Source organism: Kitasatospora sp. NPDC004531 (assembly GCF_053602195.1).
This window is the reverse complement of sequence record NZ_JBSGDD010000010.1, coordinates 34444-54493: the sequence shown is the minus strand read 5'-3', so window position 1 is coordinate 54493 and position 20050 is coordinate 34444. Positions and strand designations below refer to the sequence as shown.

At 72.7% G+C, this 20050-nt stretch carries 21 protein-coding genes and 2 pseudogenes; 16 read left to right on the top strand and 7 right to left on the bottom strand.

Features of this window, described 5'->3' with window-relative positions; translation table 11 throughout:
* Together ACWEMJ_RS07335 and ACWEMJ_RS07330 are read right to left on the bottom strand one after the other, a co-directional pair.
* A pseudogene (locus ACWEMJ_RS07335) lies at window positions 1-228 on the bottom strand (hypothetical protein); the annotation flags it as partial.
* A gap of 46 nt (window positions 229-274) precedes the next feature.
* A complete protein-coding gene (locus ACWEMJ_RS07330) occupies window positions 275-988 on the bottom strand; it encodes an IclR family transcriptional regulator (protein ID WP_035866446.1) in 714 nt (237 codons plus the stop codon).
* A 233-nt stretch (window positions 989-1221) separates the two neighbouring features.
* Here ACWEMJ_RS07330 and leuC point away from each other — a divergent pair, with 233 nt between their 5' ends.
* The 4 genes from leuC (at window position 1222) to ACWEMJ_RS07310 (ending at window position 4459) form a co-directional block, all read left to right on the top strand.
* Window positions 1222-2646: a 3-isopropylmalate dehydratase large subunit gene (gene leuC / locus ACWEMJ_RS07325; protein ID WP_452135992.1), complete on the top strand. Its 1425-nt coding sequence runs from the start codon at window positions 1222-1224 to the stop codon at window positions 2644-2646.
* A gap of 3 nt (window positions 2647-2649) precedes the next feature.
* The gene (gene leuD, locus ACWEMJ_RS07320) at window positions 2650-3246 is read left to right on the top strand and encodes a 3-isopropylmalate dehydratase small subunit (RefSeq protein WP_452135991.1); all 597 of its coding nucleotides are present in this window, start codon (window positions 2650-2652) and stop codon (window positions 3244-3246) included.
* Between the two features lie 147 nt (window positions 3247-3393).
* The gene (locus ACWEMJ_RS07315) at window positions 3394-3684 is read left to right on the top strand and encodes an SCO5555 family protein (RefSeq protein WP_452135990.1); all 291 of its coding nucleotides are present in this window, start codon (window positions 3394-3396) and stop codon (window positions 3682-3684) included.
* 133 nt (window positions 3685-3817) lie between these two features.
* Window positions 3818-4459: an HU family DNA-binding protein gene (locus ACWEMJ_RS07310; RefSeq protein ID WP_452135989.1), complete on the top strand. Its 642-nt coding sequence runs from the start codon at window positions 3818-3820 to the stop codon at window positions 4457-4459.
* A gap of 243 nt (window positions 4460-4702) precedes the next feature.
* Here the strand turns inward: ACWEMJ_RS07310 and ACWEMJ_RS07305 are convergent, their stop codons facing one another.
* Window positions 4703-5443: a GntR family transcriptional regulator gene (locus ACWEMJ_RS07305; RefSeq protein WP_452135988.1), complete on the bottom strand. Its 741-nt coding sequence runs from the start codon at window positions 5441-5443 to the stop codon at window positions 4703-4705.
* Between the two features lie 142 nt (window positions 5444-5585).
* Between ACWEMJ_RS07305 and ACWEMJ_RS07300 the strand changes: the two genes are divergently transcribed.
* Window positions 5586-5831, top strand: coding sequence for a hypothetical protein (locus tag ACWEMJ_RS07300; protein ID WP_452135987.1), 246 nt, complete (start codon window positions 5586-5588; stop codon window positions 5829-5831).
* A complete protein-coding gene (locus ACWEMJ_RS07295; protein WP_452135986.1) occupies window positions 5828-6220 on the top strand; it encodes a hypothetical protein in 393 nt (130 codons plus the stop codon). Before ACWEMJ_RS07300 ends, ACWEMJ_RS07295 begins: the two co-directional genes overlap by 4 nt.
* A 241-nt stretch (window positions 6221-6461) precedes the next feature.
* Here ACWEMJ_RS07295 and cofC read toward each other — a convergent pair.
* Window positions 6462-7196: pseudogene (cofC, locus tag ACWEMJ_RS07290) on the bottom strand (2-phospho-L-lactate guanylyltransferase); the annotation flags it as partial.
* A gap of 226 nt (window positions 7197-7422) precedes the next feature.
* Here cofC and ACWEMJ_RS07285 point away from each other — a divergent pair.
* From ACWEMJ_RS07285 to ACWEMJ_RS07275, 3 genes are read left to right on the top strand one after another with little or no spacing between them, the layout of a single operon-like run.
* Complete coding sequence (locus ACWEMJ_RS07285; protein WP_452135985.1) at window positions 7423-8226, top strand: lysophospholipid acyltransferase family protein; 804 nt, start codon at window positions 7423-7425, stop codon at window positions 8224-8226.
* A complete protein-coding gene (locus ACWEMJ_RS07280; protein WP_452135984.1) occupies window positions 8223-9224 on the top strand; it encodes an NAD(P)H-dependent glycerol-3-phosphate dehydrogenase in 1002 nt (333 codons plus the stop codon). Before ACWEMJ_RS07285 ends, ACWEMJ_RS07280 begins: the two co-directional genes overlap by 4 nt.
* A 30-nt stretch (window positions 9225-9254) precedes the next feature.
* Window positions 9255-10397, top strand: a complete 1143-nt coding sequence (locus ACWEMJ_RS07275; protein WP_452135983.1) for a D-alanine--D-alanine ligase family protein — start codon at window positions 9255-9257, stop codon at window positions 10395-10397.
* 3 nt (window positions 10398-10400) lie between these two features.
* Here the strand turns inward: ACWEMJ_RS07275 and ACWEMJ_RS07270 are convergent, their stop codons facing one another.
* Window positions 10401-10940, bottom strand: a complete 540-nt coding sequence (locus ACWEMJ_RS07270; protein WP_452135982.1) for a DUF3515 domain-containing protein — start codon at window positions 10938-10940, stop codon at window positions 10401-10403.
* A gap of 19 nt (window positions 10941-10959) precedes the next feature.
* On the bottom strand, window positions 10960-11193 hold the full coding sequence (locus ACWEMJ_RS07265; protein ID WP_452135981.1) for an Lrp/AsnC family transcriptional regulator: 234 nt from the start codon (window positions 11191-11193) through the stop codon (window positions 10960-10962).
* Window positions 11194-11364: 171 nt separating this feature from the next.
* Here ACWEMJ_RS07265 and ACWEMJ_RS07260 point away from each other — a divergent pair, with 171 nt between their 5' ends.
* The 3 genes from ACWEMJ_RS07260 to thiD all read left to right on the top strand — a co-directional run bounded on the left by ACWEMJ_RS07260 (window position 11365) and on the right by thiD (window position 14328).
* Window positions 11365-12333, top strand: coding sequence for a thiamine-phosphate kinase (locus ACWEMJ_RS07260; RefSeq protein WP_452135980.1), 969 nt, complete (start codon window positions 11365-11367; stop codon window positions 12331-12333).
* Window positions 12334-12466: 133 nt separating this feature from the next.
* Window positions 12467-13492: an ATP-dependent 6-phosphofructokinase gene (locus ACWEMJ_RS07255; protein WP_452135979.1), complete on the top strand. Its 1026-nt coding sequence runs from the start codon at window positions 12467-12469 to the stop codon at window positions 13490-13492.
* A 32-nt stretch (window positions 13493-13524) separates the two neighbouring features.
* Entirely contained in the window at window positions 13525-14328 is an 804-nt protein-coding gene (thiD, locus tag ACWEMJ_RS07250; RefSeq protein WP_452135978.1) for a bifunctional hydroxymethylpyrimidine kinase/phosphomethylpyrimidine kinase, read from the top strand.
* A gap of 153 nt (window positions 14329-14481) precedes the next feature.
* On the opposite strand, the gene rpmB is transcribed toward thiD, so the two are convergent.
* The gene (rpmB, locus tag ACWEMJ_RS07245; RefSeq protein WP_073813963.1) at window positions 14482-14667 is read right to left on the bottom strand and encodes a 50S ribosomal protein L28; all 186 of its coding nucleotides are present in this window, start codon (window positions 14665-14667) and stop codon (window positions 14482-14484) included.
* Between the two features lie 241 nt (window positions 14668-14908).
* Here rpmB and ACWEMJ_RS07240 point away from each other — a divergent pair, with 241 nt between their 5' ends.
* The 4 genes from ACWEMJ_RS07240 to rsmD all read left to right on the top strand — a co-directional run bounded on the left by ACWEMJ_RS07240 (window position 14909) and on the right by rsmD (window position 20042).
* Window positions 14909-16516: a DAK2 domain-containing protein gene (locus ACWEMJ_RS07240; protein WP_452135977.1), complete on the top strand. Its 1608-nt coding sequence runs from the start codon at window positions 14909-14911 to the stop codon at window positions 16514-16516.
* 37 nt (window positions 16517-16553) lie between these two features.
* Window positions 16554-18761 (top strand): ATP-dependent DNA helicase RecG, encoded by a 2208-nt coding sequence (recG, locus tag ACWEMJ_RS07235; protein WP_452135976.1) that lies wholly within the window; start codon window positions 16554-16556, stop codon window positions 18759-18761.
* Window positions 18762-18865: 104 nt separating this feature from the next.
* On the top strand, window positions 18866-19375 hold the full coding sequence (locus ACWEMJ_RS07230; RefSeq protein ID WP_043916146.1) for a hypothetical protein: 510 nt from the start codon (window positions 18866-18868) through the stop codon (window positions 19373-19375).
* A gap of 82 nt (window positions 19376-19457) precedes the next feature.
* Window positions 19458-20042 (top strand): 16S rRNA (guanine(966)-N(2))-methyltransferase RsmD, encoded by a 585-nt coding sequence (rsmD, locus tag ACWEMJ_RS07225; protein WP_452135975.1) that lies wholly within the window; start codon window positions 19458-19460, stop codon window positions 20040-20042.
* The last annotated feature ends 8 nt before the right edge of the window (window positions 20043-20050 follow it).

Genomic DNA, 20050 nt, shown 5'->3' with positions numbered 1-20050 from the left:
TTCGCCTGCCTGCGGCGCTTCGCCTGCCTGCGGCGCTTCGCCTGCCTGCGGCGCTTCGCCTGCCTGCGGCGCTTCGCCTGCCTGCGGCGCTTCGCCTGCCTGCGGCGCTTCGCTTTCGTCTGTCTGTGTGCCGGGTGTGGTGGGTCCCGGTTGGTGTGTCTCGCCGGTCTGCGAGGGCGTTGGTGGCGTCAACTGGGCGTGGCCGGCGGCCGGTTGAGTGCGCGGCATGGGGCTGCCCCCGGGTGGGGCCCGGGGGCAGGTGGTGGCTGAGGGGTCAGCTGCGGCGGAGGGCCTCGGTGAGGCGGTTGGCGGCCTCGATGATGGCCTGGGCGTGCAGGCGGCCCGGGTGGCGGGTGAGTCGTTCGATCGGGCCGGAGACCGAGACCGCGGCGACGACCCGGTTGGAGGGGCCGCGGACGGGGGCGGACACCGAGGCGACGCCGGGCTCCCGTTCGCCGATGGACTGGGCCCAGCCGCGGCGGCGCACGCCGCTGAGCGCGGTGGCGGTGAACCGGGCGCCCTGGAGGCCGCGGTGCAGGCGCTCCGGCTCCTCCCAGGCGAGCAGGACCTGCGCGGCGGAGCCTGCCTTCATCGGGAGGGTGGAGCCCACCGGCACGGTGTCCCGCAGGCCGGAGAGCCGCTCGGCGGCGGCCACGCAGATCCGCATCTCGCCCTGGCGGCGGTAGAGCTGGGCGCTCTCGCCCGTCACGTCGCGCAGGTGGGTGAGGACCGGGCCGGCGGCGGCCAGCAGGCGGTCCTCGCCGGCGGCGGCGGAGAGTTCGGCCAGGCGGGGGCCGAGAATGAACCGGCCCTGCATGTCCCTGGTGACCAGGCGGTGGTGTTCGAGTGCGACGGCGAGTCGGTGGGCGGTGGGCCGTGCCAGACCGGTGGCGGCGACCAGCCCCGCCAGCGTGGCGGGGCCCGACTCCAGTGCGCTGAGCACCAGAGCGGCCTTGTCGAGAACGCCGACGCCGCTAGTGTTGTCCATGTCTCGATACTGCAGTCTCAATCAGCGAGACGCAAGTTCAATCTTCCGAGAAAAGCGCCACTCTTGGTGTCAGCAGCCCGGGAGAACACCCAGCGCGGACCCGTACCCGGTGTCCGCATGCTGGACGGTCCGGCGTGCAGGTCACGATGCCGAGCGAGCCTCACAGGGCGGCACGGGACAAGACCTCGACGATCACGAGAAGGCCGGCAGAGCGGCCGGCTGGAGGGAATCCGATGGGACGGACACTCGCAGAGAAGGTCTGGGACGACCACGTCGTCCGGCGCGCCGAGGGCGAGCCCGACCTGCTCTACATCGACCTGCACCTGCTGCACGAGGTGACCAGCCCGCAGGCGTTCGACGGCCTCCGGCTGGCCGGCCGCCAGGTGCGCCGCACCGATCTGACGATCGCCACCGAGGACCACAACACCCCGACCCTGGACATCGACAAGCCGATCGCCGACCCGGTCTCCCGGGTCCAGCTGGAGACGCTGCGCAAGAACGCCGAGGAGTTCGGCGTGCGCATCCACTCGCTGGGCGACGTCGAGCAGGGCGTGGTGCACGTGGTCGGCCCGCAGCTGGGCCTGACCCAGCCGGGCATGACGGTGGTCTGCGGCGACTCCCACACCTCCACCCACGGCGCTTTCGGCGCACTGGCGTTCGGCATCGGCACCAGCCAGGTCGAGCACGTGCTCGCCACCCAGACGCTGCCGCTGGCGCCGTTCCGGACGATGGCGATCACCGTCGAGGGCGAGCTGCCGGAGGGCGTCACCGCCAAGGACCTGATCCTGGCCGTGATCGCCAAGATCGGTACCGGCGGCGGCCAGGGCTACGTCCTGGAGTACCGGGGTTCGGCGATCCGCAGCCTCTCCATGGAGGCCCGGATGACGATCTGCAACATGTCCATCGAGGCGGGCGCCCGGGCCGGCATGATCGCCCCGGACCGCACCACCTTCGACTATCTGCAGGGCCGCCCGCACGCCCCGCAGGGCGCGGACTGGGACGCCGCGGTGGCCTATTGGGAGACCCTGGCCACCGACGAGGACGCGGTGTTCGACGCCGAGGTGTTCATCGACGCCGCCGAGCTGACCCCGTTCGTCACCTGGGGCACCAACCCGGGCCAGGGCGCGCCGCTGGGCGCGAACGTGCCGGACCCGGCCGACTTCGAGGACCCGCAGGAGCGGACCGCCGCCGAGAACGCCCTGAAGTACATGGGCCTCCAGGCCGGCACCCCGCTGCGCGAGGTCAAGGTCGACGCGGTGTTCGTCGGCTCCTGCACCAACGGCCGGATCGAGGACCTGCGCGCCGCGGCCGCCGTCCTGGAGGGTCGTCAGATCGCCGACACCGTACGGATGCTGGTGGTTCCGGGCTCGGTCCGGGTCGCCCTGCAGGCCGTCGAGGAGGGCCTGGACAAGGTGTTCACCGCGGCGGGCGCCGAGTGGCGGCACGCGGGCTGCTCGATGTGCCTGGGCATGAACCCCGACCAGCTGGCCCCGGGCGAGCGCTGCGCGTCCACCTCGAACCGCAACTTCGAGGGCCGCCAGGGCAAGGGCGGCCGCACCCACCTGGTGTCGCCCCAGGTCGCCGCCGCCACCGCCCTGCTGGGCCGCCTGGCCGCACCGTCCGATCTGCCGGCCAACAACGTCGCCGTGGAGGCCTGAGTCATGGAGAAGTTCACCACCCACACCGGCCGCGCCGTCCCGCTGCGCCGCTCCAACGTGGACACCGACCAGATCATCCCGGCGCACTGGTTGAAGAAGGTCACCCGTTCCGGTTTCGAGGACGGCCTGTTCGAGGCCTGGCGCAAGGACGAGGAGTTCGTCCTCAACCGCCCGGAGCGCAAGGGCGCGACGGTCCTGGTGGCCGGCCCCGAGTTCGGCACCGGCTCGTCCCGCGAGCACGCCGTGTGGGCGCTGCAGAACTACGGTTTCCAGGCCGTGATCTCCTCCCGTTTCGCCGACATCTTCCGCGGGAACTCGCTGAAGAACGGCCTGCTGACGGTGGTGCTGCCGCAGGAGACCGTGGAGCGGCTCTGGGAGTTGACGGAGGCCGACCCGACCGCGGAGGTCACCGTCGACCTGGAGGCCCGCGAGGTGCGCGCCGAGGGCGTCACCGCGCCGTTCGAGCTGGACGACAACGTGCGTTGGCGGCTGTTGAACGGCCTGGACGACATCAGCATCACGCTGCAGAACGAGGCGGATGTCGCCGCGTTCGAAGCGAAGCGACCGAGCTTCAAGCCGCGTACGCTCCCGGTCGCCTGAGTCGTCGCTTTCTGACACTCGGACAACACCGTCCGACAACAAGACCCGCCCCCCTCCGGGGCGGGTCTTCGTTGTTCGCAGGGGAGTTCGTCACCCGTGAATAGACCCTGGTTCAGCGCAACTGCGTACAGATGGCACAATCGTTGCATGCACCACAGTCCCGAACCGCCGTACCCGGGTGGCGAACCCGCGTCTGCGGACGGCCGGGACGGTGCTGCCGACTCGGAAGTCACCCTGCTCCACGCACTGGTGGCCGAGCGGTTGAAGCAAGCCCACGCCCGCGTTCACGCGCTGAACGTGTCGACGGACGCAAAGACCGCTCTCACCCGACAACTGCTGATCGTCACCGAGACCGCCAAGCGTGATCTCCCGGAGGCGGCACGGCGGTTGAGTCGCTTTGTGCAGGACCTCGACGAGGGGCGGATGCCTCCCCGGTGAGCTCCTCCATGCGCAAATCCATTGCGACACTAGGGTGATTCACGCGTTTGGTAATTGAAAGTCCGCAGATACATACCTAACGTGCGAAAAGAACGGATGGAATCATCCGGCGCCCGTTTCCGAAGGGGAAGACGTGAACAAGGCTCAGCTTGTCGAAGCGGTGGCCGAGCAGCTGGGCGGTCGCAAGGCTGCCGCAGAGGCCGTCGACGCAGTGCTCGACACCATGGTGCGTGCCGTCGTGGCGGGTGACCGGGTGTCGGTCACCGGCTTCGGCACCTTCGAGAAGGTGGAGCGCTCGGCGCGCTTCGCCCGCAACCCGCAGACCGGTGAGCGGGTCAAGGTCAAGAAGACCGCCGTGCCGCGGTTCCGCCCGGGCCAGGGCTTCAAGGACCTCGTCTCCGGCAGCAAGAAGCTCCCGAAGGACGGCCCGTCCGTCAAGAAGGCCCCCAAGGGCTCGCTGACCCCGGGCAAGTCGGGTGCCGCCACCCCGGCCGCCAAGCGCGCCGCCACCAAGCGCGCTGCCGCCGCCTCCGCCACGGCGACCAAGAAGACCGCCGCGAAGAAGACCGCGACCACCGCGGCCAAGAAGACGGCCACCACGGCGACCAAGAAGGCCACCACCGCCACCAAGAAGGCCACCACCGCCAAGGCCACCCCGGCGAAGAAGACCACCACCGCGGCCGCCACCAAGAAGGCCGCCGCCGCCAAGAAGACCGCTCCGGCGAAGAAGACCACCGCGCGCAAGACCACGGCGCGCAAGTCCACCGCCAAGTAGTCACCGCCGATCCCGGTGCCGGACCAGCCGGCGCCGGGGCCGCCAGGCCGCGACGGCCCCATGCCAGGGAACCCGGACCTCCGGAGACCCGGGACGGGGCCGTCGCGGCCTTTTCGCGTCCCGTCGCCGCCCCCGTCGCCGCCCCCGTCACGGCTCCGGTGAGGCCTGCGGCACGGCCCGCGTCAGGGTCCGTCCGACGCCCGCCCGGCGAAGCGCCGGGGAATTGCGCGGGACCGGAGGAAATTACTCCGGCTGTTCCACCGGCAGGTCATAGACGATCTCCCAGCGGGAATCCGGAATGACCACAAGCGCGGTCTCCACCGCACGCCCGGAGTCGTCGAGATAGGTCCGCTCGATCAGCAGCACGGGGTCTCCGTTGGCGATCCCCAGCAGCTGCGCCTGCTCCGGCGTGGCCCGCCCGGGGCGCGGCCGCTCCTCCGCGCGCACCACCCGGACGCCGATCGACGCCATCCGCTCCACCACGCCCCGTCCGGCCAGCGGGCCCAACTCCGGCATCAGGACCGGGGTTTCGGCGGTGATCGCCATCGGCTCCCAGGACTCGGCGAGTTGGACCGGCTTGTGCTCCAGCAGGAACTCGTAGCGGGTGTGGACCGTCAACTCGCCCGGCGCGAGGCCGAGTCGGCGCGCCACCGCGGCCGGCGGCTCCACCCGGGCCCGGCTGTGCGACTCGTACGTCCCGTCCGGCACGGCGGAGACCGGGAACGCGGCGACCGCGCGGGCGCGGCGCATCGGGAGGCGCTCGGTCGGCTCGCGCAGGTAGGTGCCGGAACCGGCCTTGCCCTCCAACAGCCGCTCGGAGATGAGGACTTCCATCGCGCGCTGGAGCACGTTGGCCCCCACGCCGTAGTCCACGGCCAGTTGCGCGCGGGACGGCAGTCGCTCGCCGACGGTCCACTCCCCGCTCTCCACCCGACGGCGCAGATGGTCCGCGATGCGGAGGTACGGCGGGTCCTGTGAAGGCATCTGGCATCTCCCGGCGGAAGGCGAGACCTGCCGGGGCTGCGGCAGGACGGGTGATTCAGCTTGACAATCTAATGCATCAGGTGGAATCTAATGGCTTAGATTCACTTTGCGTGATCGGCCGACTTCGGGGGAGGGGCGTGACGTGCGAACCACCAGGGTGTTCGACCTTGCCTCCAGGCTCGCCGCCGCCGCCGGGGCCGAGGCCCGGATCCGCCGCCTCCCCGGCGGCGGCCACCGGATCGAGGCCACCCTCCCCGGAAACCCGGACGCCGAGGCGCACTTGGTGATCCTCGACGTCCTCACCGAGGCCGACCGCTTCGGTCATCGCCACTCCGCCCGGTCCCACACCATCTGGGCCGAACTCGACCCGCCCCAGGAGCCGCCGTGAAGGGCCAGCAGTCCGGATTCGCCGTCACCATCGAAGGCCTCACCGAACCGGCCTCGTTCCTCACCCTCGCCGATGCGCTGGCCTCGCTCTGGGGCACCCTCCGGACGCTCCCGCTGGGGTGGACGCAGTACGAGGCCTACCGCTACTTCTTCGGGCCGGACGCCGCGCAGCGCACCGAGGGCTTCCTCGCGCGGGACGGCCACCTGCTGCTGAGCTTCGCGCTGCTCGGGACGACCCGGCTGATCAGGGTGGTCCCGACCGCCGCCGGGCCGCTGCAAGTCGGGCCCAGGCGGCTGGAGTTGCTGAACACGCCGGCCGTCATGGCGCTCTGCCTGCACGACGGGCGCGGCCACTTCGACCCGGAGCCGAAGCTGCCGCGCTCCGCCTGACCACGACCCCCCGGCCGCGCGGGCGTCAGACGGCGTCCGCGTCCGGGAAGGTGGCCAGCGTGAGGAAGGTGACCCGGCGCCCCTGGCCCTCGCCGGCGGTGCGGATCCGCAGGCGCTGGCCGGGGCGCACCAGACGCAGGCCGCCGGCGTCGAAGGCGGGGGCGTCGAAGGGGAGGGGCGTGCCGTCGTCGAGCAGGACCGAGCCGGAGCGGGTCGTGGGGTCGAAGGTGAACGCGGTGGCCTGCATGGGAAGCAGCATAGGGCTTCGGAGCAGGACGGCGGTGGCCGGGCCGAGGCCGAGCCGGTGGGCGGCGGCCAGGTCCGCGGGGGTGTCCACGTCGTGCCGGACGGACAGCACGTCGGCCAGCCGGAGTTCGCCCGCCCCGCCGGCCGCGTGGCGCTCCCGGGAGCCGGGCCCGAAGGCCGGCTGCAGCGGGACGCCGGGCGGCGCGGCGAGCAGCGCCGTCCCGGTGCCGACGGCGTCCGCCAGGAAGGCCCGGCCCTGCGCGGGTACGGCGGCCAGTACGCGGGCGAGTTCGCGGGGCCGCAGCGCCGGCAGGTCGGCGCAGAGCGTGGCGACGGGGGAGCGCGGGTGCAGCCGGTGCGCGGCGCGAGTGCCGTGCAGGAACGCCGGGTTGAGCCCGTCGCCGGGTTCGTCGTCGAGGACGGTCGCCCCCAGCGCGCGCAGCGCCCGGGTGGCGCGCGGGTCCCGGCCGACCACCAGGACCTGTCCGACCGAGGGGCAGGCGAGCGCCGCGGCGACGGTGTCGAGGGCGAAGGCCAGGGCGAGCCGGGGCCGCAGCTCGCCGAGCGCGGACAGCCGGCTCTTCGCCTCGGCGAGCGGCTTGACCGGGACGACCACCGTCCAGCCGGGCGGCGGCGGGGCGTCGTCCGGCCGCAGCTCGGACCGGTCGCCCGCGCCCGGCCCCGGGGCGGACGGGCGGACGGTGGCGGGGCGTACGGTGTCCTCTGTCATCGGCGTCATTGTGGCGTCCGCCGGGGAAGCTTGGCCACCGGCTCCGGGTCGTCCGGGGCGGTCGGCGGGGCACCGGACGGCCGGTGGCGGTGGTGGCTGCTCGACACGGACTTCCCTCGCGGGTGAGACTGGTCGGCGCCTCGGAGCCGCTGCCCGGCCCCCGGCGAGGGAGAGAGACCAGCGGCACCGCTCGGGCGGGACGCCGCGCGAATGAGGAGGAGCTGGGGTGGCCCGCCGCTCTAACGCCAGGTTCGGAAACGCCGATTACGGAATCTGGTACCGCCTGGCGGCAGTGCTCGTGAAGCCGGTGAACAACGCCCTGGCGACGACGGACTGGCGGGGCTGGGAGCATCTGCCCGAGAAGGGCGGCTTCATCGCCGCGGTGAACCACAACTCGGTGATCGACCCGGTGTTCTACGGGCACTGGCAGTACAACTCGGGCCGCCCGCCGCGGATACTCGCCAAGTCCTCACTGTTCTCGGTGCCGTTCATCGGCTTCATGCTGCGCAAGACCGGCCAGATCCCGGTGTTCCGGGACTCCACCGACGCCGCCGACGCGTTCCGCGCCGCGATCGACGCGGTCAAGTCCGGGCAGTGCGTGCAGTTCTACCCGGAGGGCACCCTCACCCGGGACCCGGACATGTGGCCGATGACCGGCAAGAGCGGCGCCGCCCGGGTCGCGCTGATGACGGGCGCGCCGGTGATCCCGGTCGCGCACTGGGGCGCGCAGGAGATCATCCCGCCGTACGGCAAGGGCGGGAAGGGCAAGTACCACCTGTTCCCCCGGCACAAGGTGATCGTCGCGGCCGGCCCCGCCGTCGACCTCAGCAAGTACCAGGGCCAGGAGATCACCGCCCAGGTGCTGCGGGAGGCCACCGACGACATCATGGCGGCGATCACCGCCGTGCTGGAGGAGATCCGCGGCGAGAAGGCCCCCGCCGAGCGCTACGACATGCGCAAGGCCGCCAAGGACCGCGCCACGGCCGCCGAGGCCAAGCGCGAGCGCGCCGCCAAGGAGGGCGACCGGTGACCCGCTGCGCCGTGATGGGGACGGGCTCCTGGGGCACCGCCTTCGCGATGATCCTGGCCGACGCCGGCTGCGAGGTGACCCTGTGGGGCCGCCGCCAGGACCTGGTCGACGCCATCAACAAGGAGCACGTCAACCGGGACTACCTGCCCGGCCTGGACCTCCCGCCGTCGATCACCGCGACCACCGACGCGGCCGCCGCGCTGGCCGGCGCGGACTTCGCGGTGCTCTCCGTGCCGTCCCAGACGCTGCGCGACAACCTCGCGCTGTGGGGGCCGCTGCTGGGCCCGGACACCGTGCTGGTCAGCCTGATGAAGGGCATCGAACTCGGCACCGCGAAGCGGATGAGCGAGGTCATCGAGGAGGTCGCGCAGGTCGGCCCGGAGCGCGTCGTGGTGGTCTCCGGCCCCAACCTGGCCGGCGAGATCGCCAACCGGCAGCCCGCCGCCACCGTCGTCGCCTGCACCGACGAGGAGGTCGCCAAGCGCTTCCAGAAGGCCTGCCACACGCCGTACTTCCGCCCCTACACCAACACCGACGTGGTGGGCTGCGAACTCGGCGGCGCGGTGAAGAACGTCATCGGCCTGGCGGTCGGCATGGCCAACGGCATGGGCCTGGGCGACAACACCAAGGCCACCCTGATCACCCGCGGCCTGGCCGAGACCACCCGGCTGGGCCTGCGCCTGGGCGCCGACGCGCACACCTTCGCGGGCCTGGCGGGCATGGGCGACCTGGTGGCGACCTGCTCCTCGCCGCTGTCCCGGAACAACACCTTCGGCACCAACCTGGGCCGCGGCATGACGCTCGCCGAGACCATCGCGGCGACCAGCCAGACCGCGGAGGGCGTGAAGTCCTGCGAGTCGGTGCTCGACCTGGCGCGGCGCAACGGCGTCGACATGCCGATCGTCGAAGCCGTGGTCGACGTGGTGCACAACGGCCGGCCGACCCAGGAAGTGCTGAAGGGCCTGATGGCCCGTTCGGCCAAGCCGGAGCGCCGGTGACCGGAATCGGACGGTAGTCTCAACGCCGATATGAGCATCGAACACACCTCCCCGAACCAGTCGGCCAAGCCGCGCGTCGCGATCGTCTTCGGCGGCCGGAGCTCCGAGCACGGCGTGTCCGTGGTCACCGCCGCCAGCGTGCTGCGCTCGATCGACCGCAGCAAGTACGAGGTGCTGCCGATCGGCATCACCCACGAGGGCCGCTGGGCCCTGGTCGGCGACGAACCCGCCCGGATGGCGATCACCGACGGCCGGATGCCCGACGTCGACCAGGTCGCCGAGTCCGCCGAGGGCCAGGTCGCGCTGCCCCTCGCGCCCGGCAACCGGGACGTGGTGTGGAGCGAGCCCGGCGCCGCCCCCAAGGTGCTCGGCGAGGTCGACGTGGTGCTGCCGCTGCTGCACGGCCCCTGGGGCGAGGACGGCACCCTGCAGGGCCTGCTGGAGCTCTCCGGGGTGCCGTACGTCGGCTCCGGCGTGCTGGCCAGCTCGGTCGGCATGGACAAGGAGTTCACCAAGCGCATCATCGAGTCGCTCGGCCTGTACGCGGGCGAGTACACGGTGCTCAAGCCGCGCGAGTGGCAGACCGAGGACGGCCGCGCCGCCGCCCGGGAGCGGATCGCCGCGCTCGGCCTGCCGCTGTTCGTCAAGCCCTGCCGGGCCGGCTCCTCGATCGGCATCACCAAGGTCAAGGACCTCGCCGACCTCGACGCCGCGATCGACGAGGCCCGCCGCCACGACCCCAAGGTGATCGTGGAGAAGGGCGTCGAGGGCCGCGAGATCGAGTGCGGCGTGCTGGAGTTCGAGGACGGCCCGCGCGCCTCGGTGCCCGCCGAGGTGCTGGTCGACGCCGACTTCGAGTTCTACGACTTCGAGGCCAAGTACATCGACTCCTCCGAGGTCGAGATCCCCGCGAAGCTCACCGACGCCGAGCGCACCGAACTCCAGCGGCAGGCCGTCGAGGTCTTCGAGGGCCTCGGCTGCGAGGGCCTGGCTCGGGTCGACTTCTTCCTGCTGAACGACGGCCGGTGGATGGTCAACGAGATCAACACCATGCCCGGCTTCACGCCGATCTCGGCCTACCCCAAGATGTGGGAGGCCACCGGCGTGCCCTACGCCGAGCTGATCGACCGCCTGCTGGCGGCCGCGCTGCGCCGCTCCACCGGCCTGCGGTAGTTCCTAGGCGCCGCTGTCGAAGCAGTCCGAGTCGGCCTTCCCGTCCCAGGTCGGGACGGTCGACCGGATGGCTTCGGTGAACGAGCTCAGCGGGTCCGCGTAGTTGGTGTACGCGCCCGCGGGGACGTGCACCTCCACGTACGCCTTGCGCGCACCGGTGGCGAACCAGTAGCCGCCGTCGCCGTCCGCGTCCATGCCCCAGCTGACCTCGTCGATGCACGGGCCCTTCCGGTCGGCGATGCTCAGGTACTCCGGCCGCTCCCCGCCGCAGGTCAGCACGGTGCGCGGCGAGGACGCCCAGGCCGCGGTGTACGGCGAGGCCGGGGCCGGGTCCTTGCGCGGGTGGCCGAGCACGTCGGCCGGCAGCTTGGCGTCCAGCGCCTCGCAGTACTGCGCTACCTGGGCGGTGGGCGTCGGCGGCTTCACGTCCGGGTCGCCGCTCCAGAAGGCGACCAGCCCCGCCGTCACGGCGAGCAGGACGGCGGGGGGTCCGAACCAGCGGACCGGCGCGGGAAGGCGGTTCAGGAGCTCGGTAGCGGTCACCCGCCGATGGTAAGCGCCCTTACAGGCGCACCACCGGACAGGTGAGGGTCCGCGTGATCCCCTCCACCTGCTGCACCTTCGCCACCACCAGGCGGCCCAGTTCGTCGATCGTCTCCGCCTCGGCCCGGACGATCACGTCGTACGGCCCGGTGACGTCCTCGGCGGTGAGCACCCCGGGGATCTTGGCGATGGACTCGGCGACCGCGGTGGCCTTGCCCACCTCGGTCTGGATCAGGATGTACGCCTGCACCACGGTGGACCTCCAGGCGGCTGGGTGGGGGAGTTGCTGACCGGCAGTCTGATCACCACGCTACCGCGCGACAGCGGCACAGGGGAGACCCTCGCACCCTCCGAGGGCGTACGCTGCCGCGCGGGGGCGCACCCCCGGACGGACGACACGTGAAGAACGCGGGAGGACGGGCTGATGCAGGGGACCGTGGGCGAGCTCGGCGAGTTCGGGCTCATCCGGGAGCTGACCGCACGGCTGCCGATGACGCCGGCGGTGGAACTCGGCCCCGGCGACGACGCGGCGGTGGTCAAGGCCCCCGACGGGCGGGTGGTCGCCACCACCGACGTGCTCATCGAGGGCCGGCACTTCCGGCGCGACTGGTCCACCGCGTACGACGTGGGCCGCAAGTGCGCCGCGCAGAACCTCGCCGACATCGCCGCCATGGGCGCCGTCCCCACCGCCCTGCTGCTCGGCCTGGTCGCCCCCGCCGACCTGCCCACCACCTGGGCCACCGAACTGATGGACGGCCTGCGCGACGAGTGCCAGGTCGCCGGCGCGACCGTGGTCGGCGGCGACGTGGTCCGCGGCGACACCATCACCCTGGCGATCACCGCCCTCGGCGACCTCCAGGGCCGCAAGCCCGTGGTGCGCTCCGGCGCCCAGGTCGGCGACGTGGTCGCCGTCACCGGCTGGCTCGGCTGGTCCGCCGCCGGGCTGACCGTCCTGCAGCGCGGCTTCCGTTCCCCGCGCGCCTTCGTCGAGGCCCACCGCCGCCCCGAACCGCCGTACCACGCGGGCCCCGCCGCCAGCGACCTCGGCGCCACCGCCATGGTCGACGTCTCCGACGGGCTGGTCGCCGACCTCGGCCACGTCGCCCGGGCCAGCGGCGCGGACATCGACCTGCGCGCCGCCGACTTCGACATCCCCGCGCAGATGGCCGACATCGGCCAGGCCGTCGGCGTCGACCCGCTGGTGTGGGTGCTGTCCGGCGGCGAGGACCACGCGATCGTCGCGACCTTCCCCAAGAGCACCCAACTCCCGTCCCGCTGGCGGAAGATCGGCGAGGTCGTCCGCCCCGCCCGGCCCGGCCGCGGGGGAGTCGTCACCGTCGACGGCGCGCCCTGGGACCGCACCGCCGGCTGGGACCACTTCGCCGAGCAGTAGGCCGCCCGTGGCTACTCCGCGGTAGCGGCCCGACCGCGTAGGGTGGCGACTGTCGGGCGGACCGGCAGCGTCGGCGGTCCGGTCCACCTACGCGGGGGCCCGCGGCCCCCGGGAGCAGGAGAGCACAGCCACCATGCGTATCGGCGTTCTCACCAGCGGCGGCGACTGCCCCGGACTCAACGCGGTGATCCGCTCCGTCGTGCACCGCGGCACCGACGTCCACGGCGACGAGATCATCGGCATCGAGGACGGCTTCCTCGGCCTGATCGAGGGCCGCGCCCGCCCGATCTCGCACGACGACGTCACCGGCCTGCTCACCCTCGGCGGCACCATCCTCGGCTCCGCCCGGGTGCAGCGCGAACGGATCCGCTGGGCGGTCGAGAACAACGCCGAACTCGCCGCCCGGCTCGGCATCGACGCCCTGATCGCGATCGGCGGCGAAGGCACCCTCACCGCCGCCAAACTGTTCAGCGACGCCGGACTGCCCGTCGTCGGCGTCCCCAAGACCATCGACAACGACATCGACGCCACCGACGTCACCTTCGGCTTCGACACCGCCGTGCACGTCGCCACCGAGGCCATCGACCGCCTCAAGACCACCGCCGAGTCCCACCAGCGCGTCATGGTCGTCGAGTTGATGGGCCGCCACACCGGCTGGATCACCCTCACCGCGGGCATGGCCGGCGGCGCCCACGGCATCCTCATCCCCGAGAAGCCCTTCGACATCGAAGCCGTCGCCCGCATGATCGAGGACCGCTTCCGGCGCGGCAAGAAGTTCGCCATCATCGCCGTCGCCGAAGGCGCCCAGCCGCTGCCCGGCACCCTGCGCTTCGAACACGGCGAAGTCGACCGCTTCGGCCACCAGACCTTCGGCGGCATCGGCACACGGCTCGCCATCGAACTGGAGAACCTGCTCGGCAAGGAGGCCCGACCGGTCATCCTCGGCCACACCCAGCGCGGCGGCATCCCCACCGCCCTCGACCGCGTCCTCGCCACCCGCTTCGGCTGGCACGCCGTCGAAGCCGTCCACAAGGGCGCCTACGGCCACTTCACCGCGCTGCGCCGCACCGAGATCCACCTCGCCCCGATGGCCGAGGGCGTCGTCCGGCTCAAGACCGTCCCGCAGGACCGCTGGATCGAATCCGAGGCCGTCCTCTGAGCCGCTCCGGCCCGGTAGGTAGGTTGGGGCGCATGACCACCAACACCGCCCCGCCCCGGGTGCTCACCGTCGCCGGCTCCGACAGCGGCGGCGGTGCCGGCATCCAGGCCGACCTCAAGGCGATGCTCGCCCTCGGCGTCCACGGCATGAGCGTCATCACCGCCGTCACCGCGCAGAACTCGCTCGGCGTCCAGGGCTACTGGGAACTGCCCGCCGAAGCCGTCCGCGCCCAGTACCGCAGCGTCGTCGACGACATCGGCGTCCAGGCGATCAAGACCGGCATGCTGGCCTCCGTCGAGCTCGTCGAAAGCGTCTCCGCGCTCCTCGCCGACGCCCCCGCACCCGTCGTCGTCGACCCCGTCGGCGTCTCCAAGCACGGCGACGCGCTGCTGGCCGCGGAAGCCGCCGCCACCGTCCGCGAGCGCCTCCTGCCGGTCGCCACGCTGGTCACCCCCAACCTGCACGAAGTGACCCAACTCACCGGGCGCACGGTCGGCTCCGAGCACGAGATGCTCGACGCCGCGAAGGCGCTCCGCGACCTCGGCCCGCGCTGGACCCTCATCAAGGGCGGCCACCTCGAAGGCGAAGCCGCCGACCTGCTGCTCGCCCCCACCGGCGAAACCCACTGGTACCGCGCCCCCCGCCACGACAACCGCCACACCCACGGCACCGGCTGCACCCTCGCCAGCGCCATCGCCGCGCAGCTCGCCAAAGGCGACGAGATGCCGACGGCCGTCGCGAACGCCAAGTCCTACGTGACGGGCGCCATCGCACACGGCTTCCCCCTCGGCACCGGCATCGGCCCGGTCGACCACTTCTGGCAGCAACGAAGCTGAAGCCGAGCCCGCCAGGGGCTCCTGGGGGTACCTCCCACGAGCCCCTGGCGGGGCGCTCCGCGGCGCAAAAAAGGTGAAAGCCGACCACGATCCCCCGGAGGGGCGTGATCGGCTTTCACCGAGCGAGAAGGTGACCGGCGTACCGGTTACGCGTCAGCGCGAGACCTTACCGGCCTTGATGCACGAGGTGCAGACGTTCAGGCGCTTCGGCGTGCGCCCAACCACAGCGCGCACCGTCTGGATGTTGGGGTTCCAACGACGGGGGGTGCGGCGGTGCGAGTGGGAGATGCTGTTGCCGAAGCCCGGGCCCTTGCCGCAGACGTCGCAGTTGGCAGCCACAGGAGTCACTCCAAGACTTCAGATCAGGAACTTGAACAGCCCGGGGTGTTCCAGGCAACCGGGAGAGCATACAACGGTGACTCCCGCTCAACGAAACTACCACGGCTGCGAGGGTGATCGTTCCCCCGACCTGGGCCGGAGGGTGCCGCAGGCGGTGTCCCGGGGGCCGATAACCTGCCAACATCGCCCCTCGCCACCGCGTCCCGTCGCGTTCTCGTGGCGTTCACCCGGAGGAGACCTGGTGCTGGACACCCTCGACGCCCCGGCCGTCCGCACCTGGTGCCGGCTCGCGCTGGCGGCCCTCGGGCAGGCCCGCGAGGAGATCGACGCGCTGAACGTGTACCCGGTTCCGGACGGCGACACCGGCACCAACCTGTACCTGACCCTGGAGTCGGCGGCCGAGGCGCTGGACGAGCTGTTCGCGCGGGAGGAGCGGCCCGCGGTGGCGGCCGCCGCGACCGCCGCCGCCCGCGGAGCGCTGATCGGGGCCCGCGGCAACTCCGGAGTGATCCTCGCGCAGTGGCTGCGCGGCCTCGCCGAGGCGCTGGCCCACGGCGGCGGGCTGGCGGAGGCGCTCGACAACGGCGCGCGCTCCGCGTACCTGGCCGTCGCGCAGCCGGTCGAGGGCACCCTGCTGACGGTCGCCGCGGCCGCCGCCGCGGCCGCGAAGGCCGCGGACGGGCTGACCGGCCAGGCGCGCGAGGCGTACCGGGCGGCCCGGCAGGCGCTGCTGCTCACCCCGGACCAGCTGACGGTGCTCGCCGAGGCGGGCGTGGTGGACGCCGGCGGCCGCGGCCTGGTGGCCGTGCTGGGCGCGCTGGTGGACGCGGTGTCGGGGCAGCAGCCGATGGGCCCGGTCGCGCTGCGGCGCGAGGTGGACCCGGTGCTGGTGGCCGGCTGCGAGGGCCACGAGCGGCCGCCGGGCCCCGGCCACCCGGCGTTCGAGGTGATCTACCTGCTGGAGGCCGAGGACGGGCAGCTGCCCCGGCTGCGCGAGCGGCTGGGACGGCTGGGCGACTCGCTGGTGATCGGCGGCGGCGACGGCCTGTGGAACGTCCACGTGCACGTGGACGACGCGGGCGCGGCCGTCGAGGCGGGCGTCGAGGCGGGCCGGCCGTACCGGATCCGGATCACGCACTTCGCGGAGGCGGCGGCCCGCTCGGGCGAGCGCGAGGAGACCGTCTCGCACGGCCGGGCCGTGCTCAGCGTGGTGACCGGCAGCGGACTGGCCCAGCTGTGCGAGCAGGCCGGCTCGGTGGTGCTCGCCGCCGACCCGGACCGGGCCCCCGCCAGCGCCGAACTGGTCGCAGCCGTGCACCGCTGCGCGGCCCGCGAGGTGATCGTGCTGCTCAACGACCCCGAACTGCGGGCCGCCGCCGGCGCCGCCGCCGACCAGCTGCGCGAGGAGGGCGTGCGGATCGCCGTGCTGCCCACCCGTTCCCCGGTGCAGGGCCTGGCCGCGCTCGCCGTGCACGACGCCGGCCGCCGGTTCGACGAGGACGTGGTCGCCATGACCTCCGCCGCCGGCGCCACCCGGTACGCCGAACTCGCCGTCGCCGAGGGCGAGTCCTGGACGATGGCCGGGGTCTGCCAGGCCGGCGACGTGCTCGGCCTGATCGACGGCGACGTGGTGGTGATCGGCCGCGACCTCACCGAGACCGCGCTCGCCGTGCTGGACCGGATGATCGCCGCGTCCGGCGAACTCGTCACCCTGGTGCTCGGCGAGGACGCCCCCGCCGAACTCGCCGACCGCCTGATCGCGCACGCCAGGCGCACCCGCCCCGAGGTCGACACCGTCGCCTACCGGGGCGGCCAGGAGGCCGCGCCGCTGCTGATCGGTGTCGAGTGAGCCGCGACGTCCGACCGGTGGTGTGAAATGGGACCCGATGGGCGCTCTCGATGAACCACTGAAGGACCTGGTCGGCGACCGCACCGCGAAGGTGCTGGCCGACTCCCTCAAGCTGCGCACGGTCGGCGACCTGCTGCACCACTACCCGCGCCGGTACGTCGAGCGCGGCCAACTCACCAGCCTGGACGAGCTGGAGGTGGACGAGCACGTCACCGTGCTGGCCCGGATCGAGAAGGTCACGCTGATCCCGTTCCGCGGCCGCAAGGGCGACCGGCTGGAGGTGGTGGTCACCGACGGCCGCTCCCGGCTGTCGCTGGTGTTCTTCAACCAGGGCTGGCGGCAGAAGGAACTCACGCCCGGCCGGCAGGGCCTGTTCGCCGGCAAGGTCGGCATGTTCAACCGCACCCGCCAACTCGCCTCGCCCGACTACCAGTTGATCGACGACGAGGAAGGGTCCTCGGCGGCCGCGCAGTTCGCCGGGCGGCTCATCCCGGTCTACCCGGCCAGCGCCCAGCTGCCCAGCTGGAAGCTGTCGCTGTGCGTCGAGATGGCCCTCACCAAGCACCTGGCCGACGTCGGCGAACCACTGCCCGCCGACCTGCGCGCCGAGCACGACCTGATCCCGCTGCCCGAGGCGCTCGAACTGATCCACCGCCCGCGCAACCAGGTCGAGAAGGAACGCGCCCAGAACCGGCTGCGCTGGGACGAGGCCTTCGTCCTCCAGGTCGCCCTGGCCCAGCGCCGCGCCGCCGACTCCGCGCTGCCCGCCGTTCCCCGCCGCGCCGTCCCCGGCGGCGTGCTGGACGCCTTCGACGCCCGGCTGCCGTTCACCCTCACGGACGGCCAGCAGAAGGTCTGCGCCGAGATCTTCGCCGACCTCGCCACCGAACACCCCATGCACCGCCTGCTGCAGGGCGAGGTCGGCTCCGGGAAGACCCTGGTCGCGCTGCGCGCCATGCTCGCCGTGGTCGACACCGGCGGCCAGGCCGTGCTGCTCGCGCCCACCGAGGTGCTCGCCCAGCAGCACCACCGCTCGATCGTGGAGATGATGGGCGACCTCGCCGAGGCCGGGATGATCGGCGGCTCCGAGATCGGCACCCGGGTCGCGCTGCTCACCGGCTCGATGGGCGCCGCCGCCCGACGCGGCGCGATGCTCGACATGGCGTCCGGCAAGGCCGGCATCACCATCGGCACGCACGCCCTGATCGAGGACAAGGTGCAGTTCGCCGACCTCGGCCTGGTCGTCGTCGACGAACAGCACCGGTTCGGCGTCGAACAGCGCGACGCGCTGCGCGCCAAGGGCGAACAGCCCCCGCACCTGCTGGTGATGACCGCCACCCCGATCCCGCGCACCGTCGCGATGACCGTCTTCGGCGACCTGGAGACCTCCGTCCTCGACCAGCTGCCCTCCGGCCGCTCCCCGATCTCCACCCACGTCGTCCCCGCCCTGGAGAAGCCCAACTTCCTCGCCCGGGCCTGGGAACGCGTCCGCGAGGAGGTCGGCAAGGGCCACCAGGCGTACGTGGTCTGCCCGCGGATCGGCGACGAGGACGACCAACCGAAGGGGAAGAAGAAGCGCAAGCAGGAGCTGGAGGAGGTCGACGGCGGGGGAGCCGACAGCGAGGAGCGCCGGCCGCCGCTGGCCGTGGTGGAGACCGCCGAGAAGCTCGCCAAGGGCCCGCTGGCCGGGCTGCGGGTGGAGATCCTGCACGGCCGACTCGCCCCCGACACCAAGGACGACGTGATGCGCCGCTTCGCCGCCGGCGAGGTCGACGTGCTGGTCGCCACCACCGTGATCGAGGTCGGCGTCAACGTCCCCAACTCCACCGTCATGGTGATCATGGACGCGGACCGGTTCGGCGTCTCCCAACTGCACCAGCTGCGCGGCCGGGTCGGCCGGGGCTCCGCCGCCGGCCTGTGCCTGCTGGTCAGCGACATGCCAGCCGCCAGCGCCGCCCGCGCCCGCCTGGACGCCGTGGCCGGCACCCTGGACGGCTTCGCGCTCTCCCGGATCGACCTCGAACAGCGCCGCGAGGGCGACGTGCTGGGCCAGGCCCAGTCCGGCGTGAAGTCCTCGCTCAAGGTGCTGTCCGTCCTCGACGACGAGGAGGTCATCGCCACCGCCCGCGCCGAGGCCACCCGGCTGGTCGCCGCCGACCCCGAGCTCGCCGCCCACCCCGAGCTGCGCACCGCCCTGGAGAGCCTGCTCGACGAGGACCGCGCGGAGTACCTGGAGAAGGGCTGACGGCCGGTGTGATCAGGCCCGATTGTCAGTGCCCCGAGAGAGAATGTACTTGTTCGGGGCGCACTCCAAGTGGCGTCCCCGGCACGAGATTTGGGGGTCATTGCATGGCATTCCGTCACCTCAACGAGCTCCCGCTCGGCGACAAGGTCTTCCGGATCGAGGTCGCCAGCGAAGACGACCGCGAAGTCACCCTCACCCTGACCGGCTGGCGCGAGGGCAACTCCGCCAACCCGGTCGCCTCCGGCAAGCTCCGCCTCCCGGTGGAGGACGTCGCCTCGCTGCGCATCGCGCTCAACCGCGCCCTGCGCGCACTGGCGATCGTCGCCGACGTCTCCGAGCCCATCCCCGACCGCGACGTGCTGCGCGAGCTCTACCCCGGCCACGGCGCGCCCTGGGTGCCGCAGCACGAGGAAGAGCTGGTCCGCCGCTTCCACGACGGCGACACCATCGCCCGCATCGCCGCCCGCTACGGCCGCACGCCCGACTCCGTCCGCACCAAGCTGCGCGAACTCGGCCACGACCCGCGCCGCCCGGAGTACTGCCCGCCGGACGGGTGCCTGTCCTGGTCGCGCTACGCGTCGCCCACGCTGCTGGGGGCGGCTTCCAACGAGTAGGCGCTGACGGGGGTGCGCGCCCGGCCGGCTGCGATTTGTCGGCTATGGTCGGGCGCGCACCCCCTCCCACCTAAGGAACGACATGCCCCGCGTCATTGCCGGCCGTGCCGGAGGCCGCCGTCTCGCCGTGCCGCCCGGCCGGAACACCCGTCCGACGTCCGACAAGGCGCGGGAGGCGATGTTCTCCACCGTCGAGGCGCTGTTCGGGCCGATCGGCGGGACGCGGATGCTGGACCTGTTCGCGGGCAGCGGCGCGGTCGGGCTGGAGGCGCTGTCCCGGGGCGCGGCGCACGCGCTGCTGGTGGAGGCGGACGCGAGCGCGGTGCGGACGGTGCGGGAGAACGTCCGGACGCTGGGGCTGCCGGGCGCGGAGGTGCGGGCGGACAAGGCGGAGAAGGTGATCGCGGGCCCGCCGCCGGCCGAGCCGTACGACCTGGTGTTCCTGGATCCGCCGTACGCCGTGGAGGACGCCGTGCTGCGGGAGATGCTGGTCACACTCCGGTCGGGGGGCTGGCTGTCCGAGCACGTTCTCGTCACCGTGGAACGCAGCACCCGAGGGGGCGAGTTCGGCTGGCCGGACGGCTTCGAAGGGCTGCGCTCGCGCCGTTACGGCGAGGGCACGCTCTGGTACGGTCGCGCCGCTGCCGGGGCTGACCAAGACTCGTAGCAGAACAC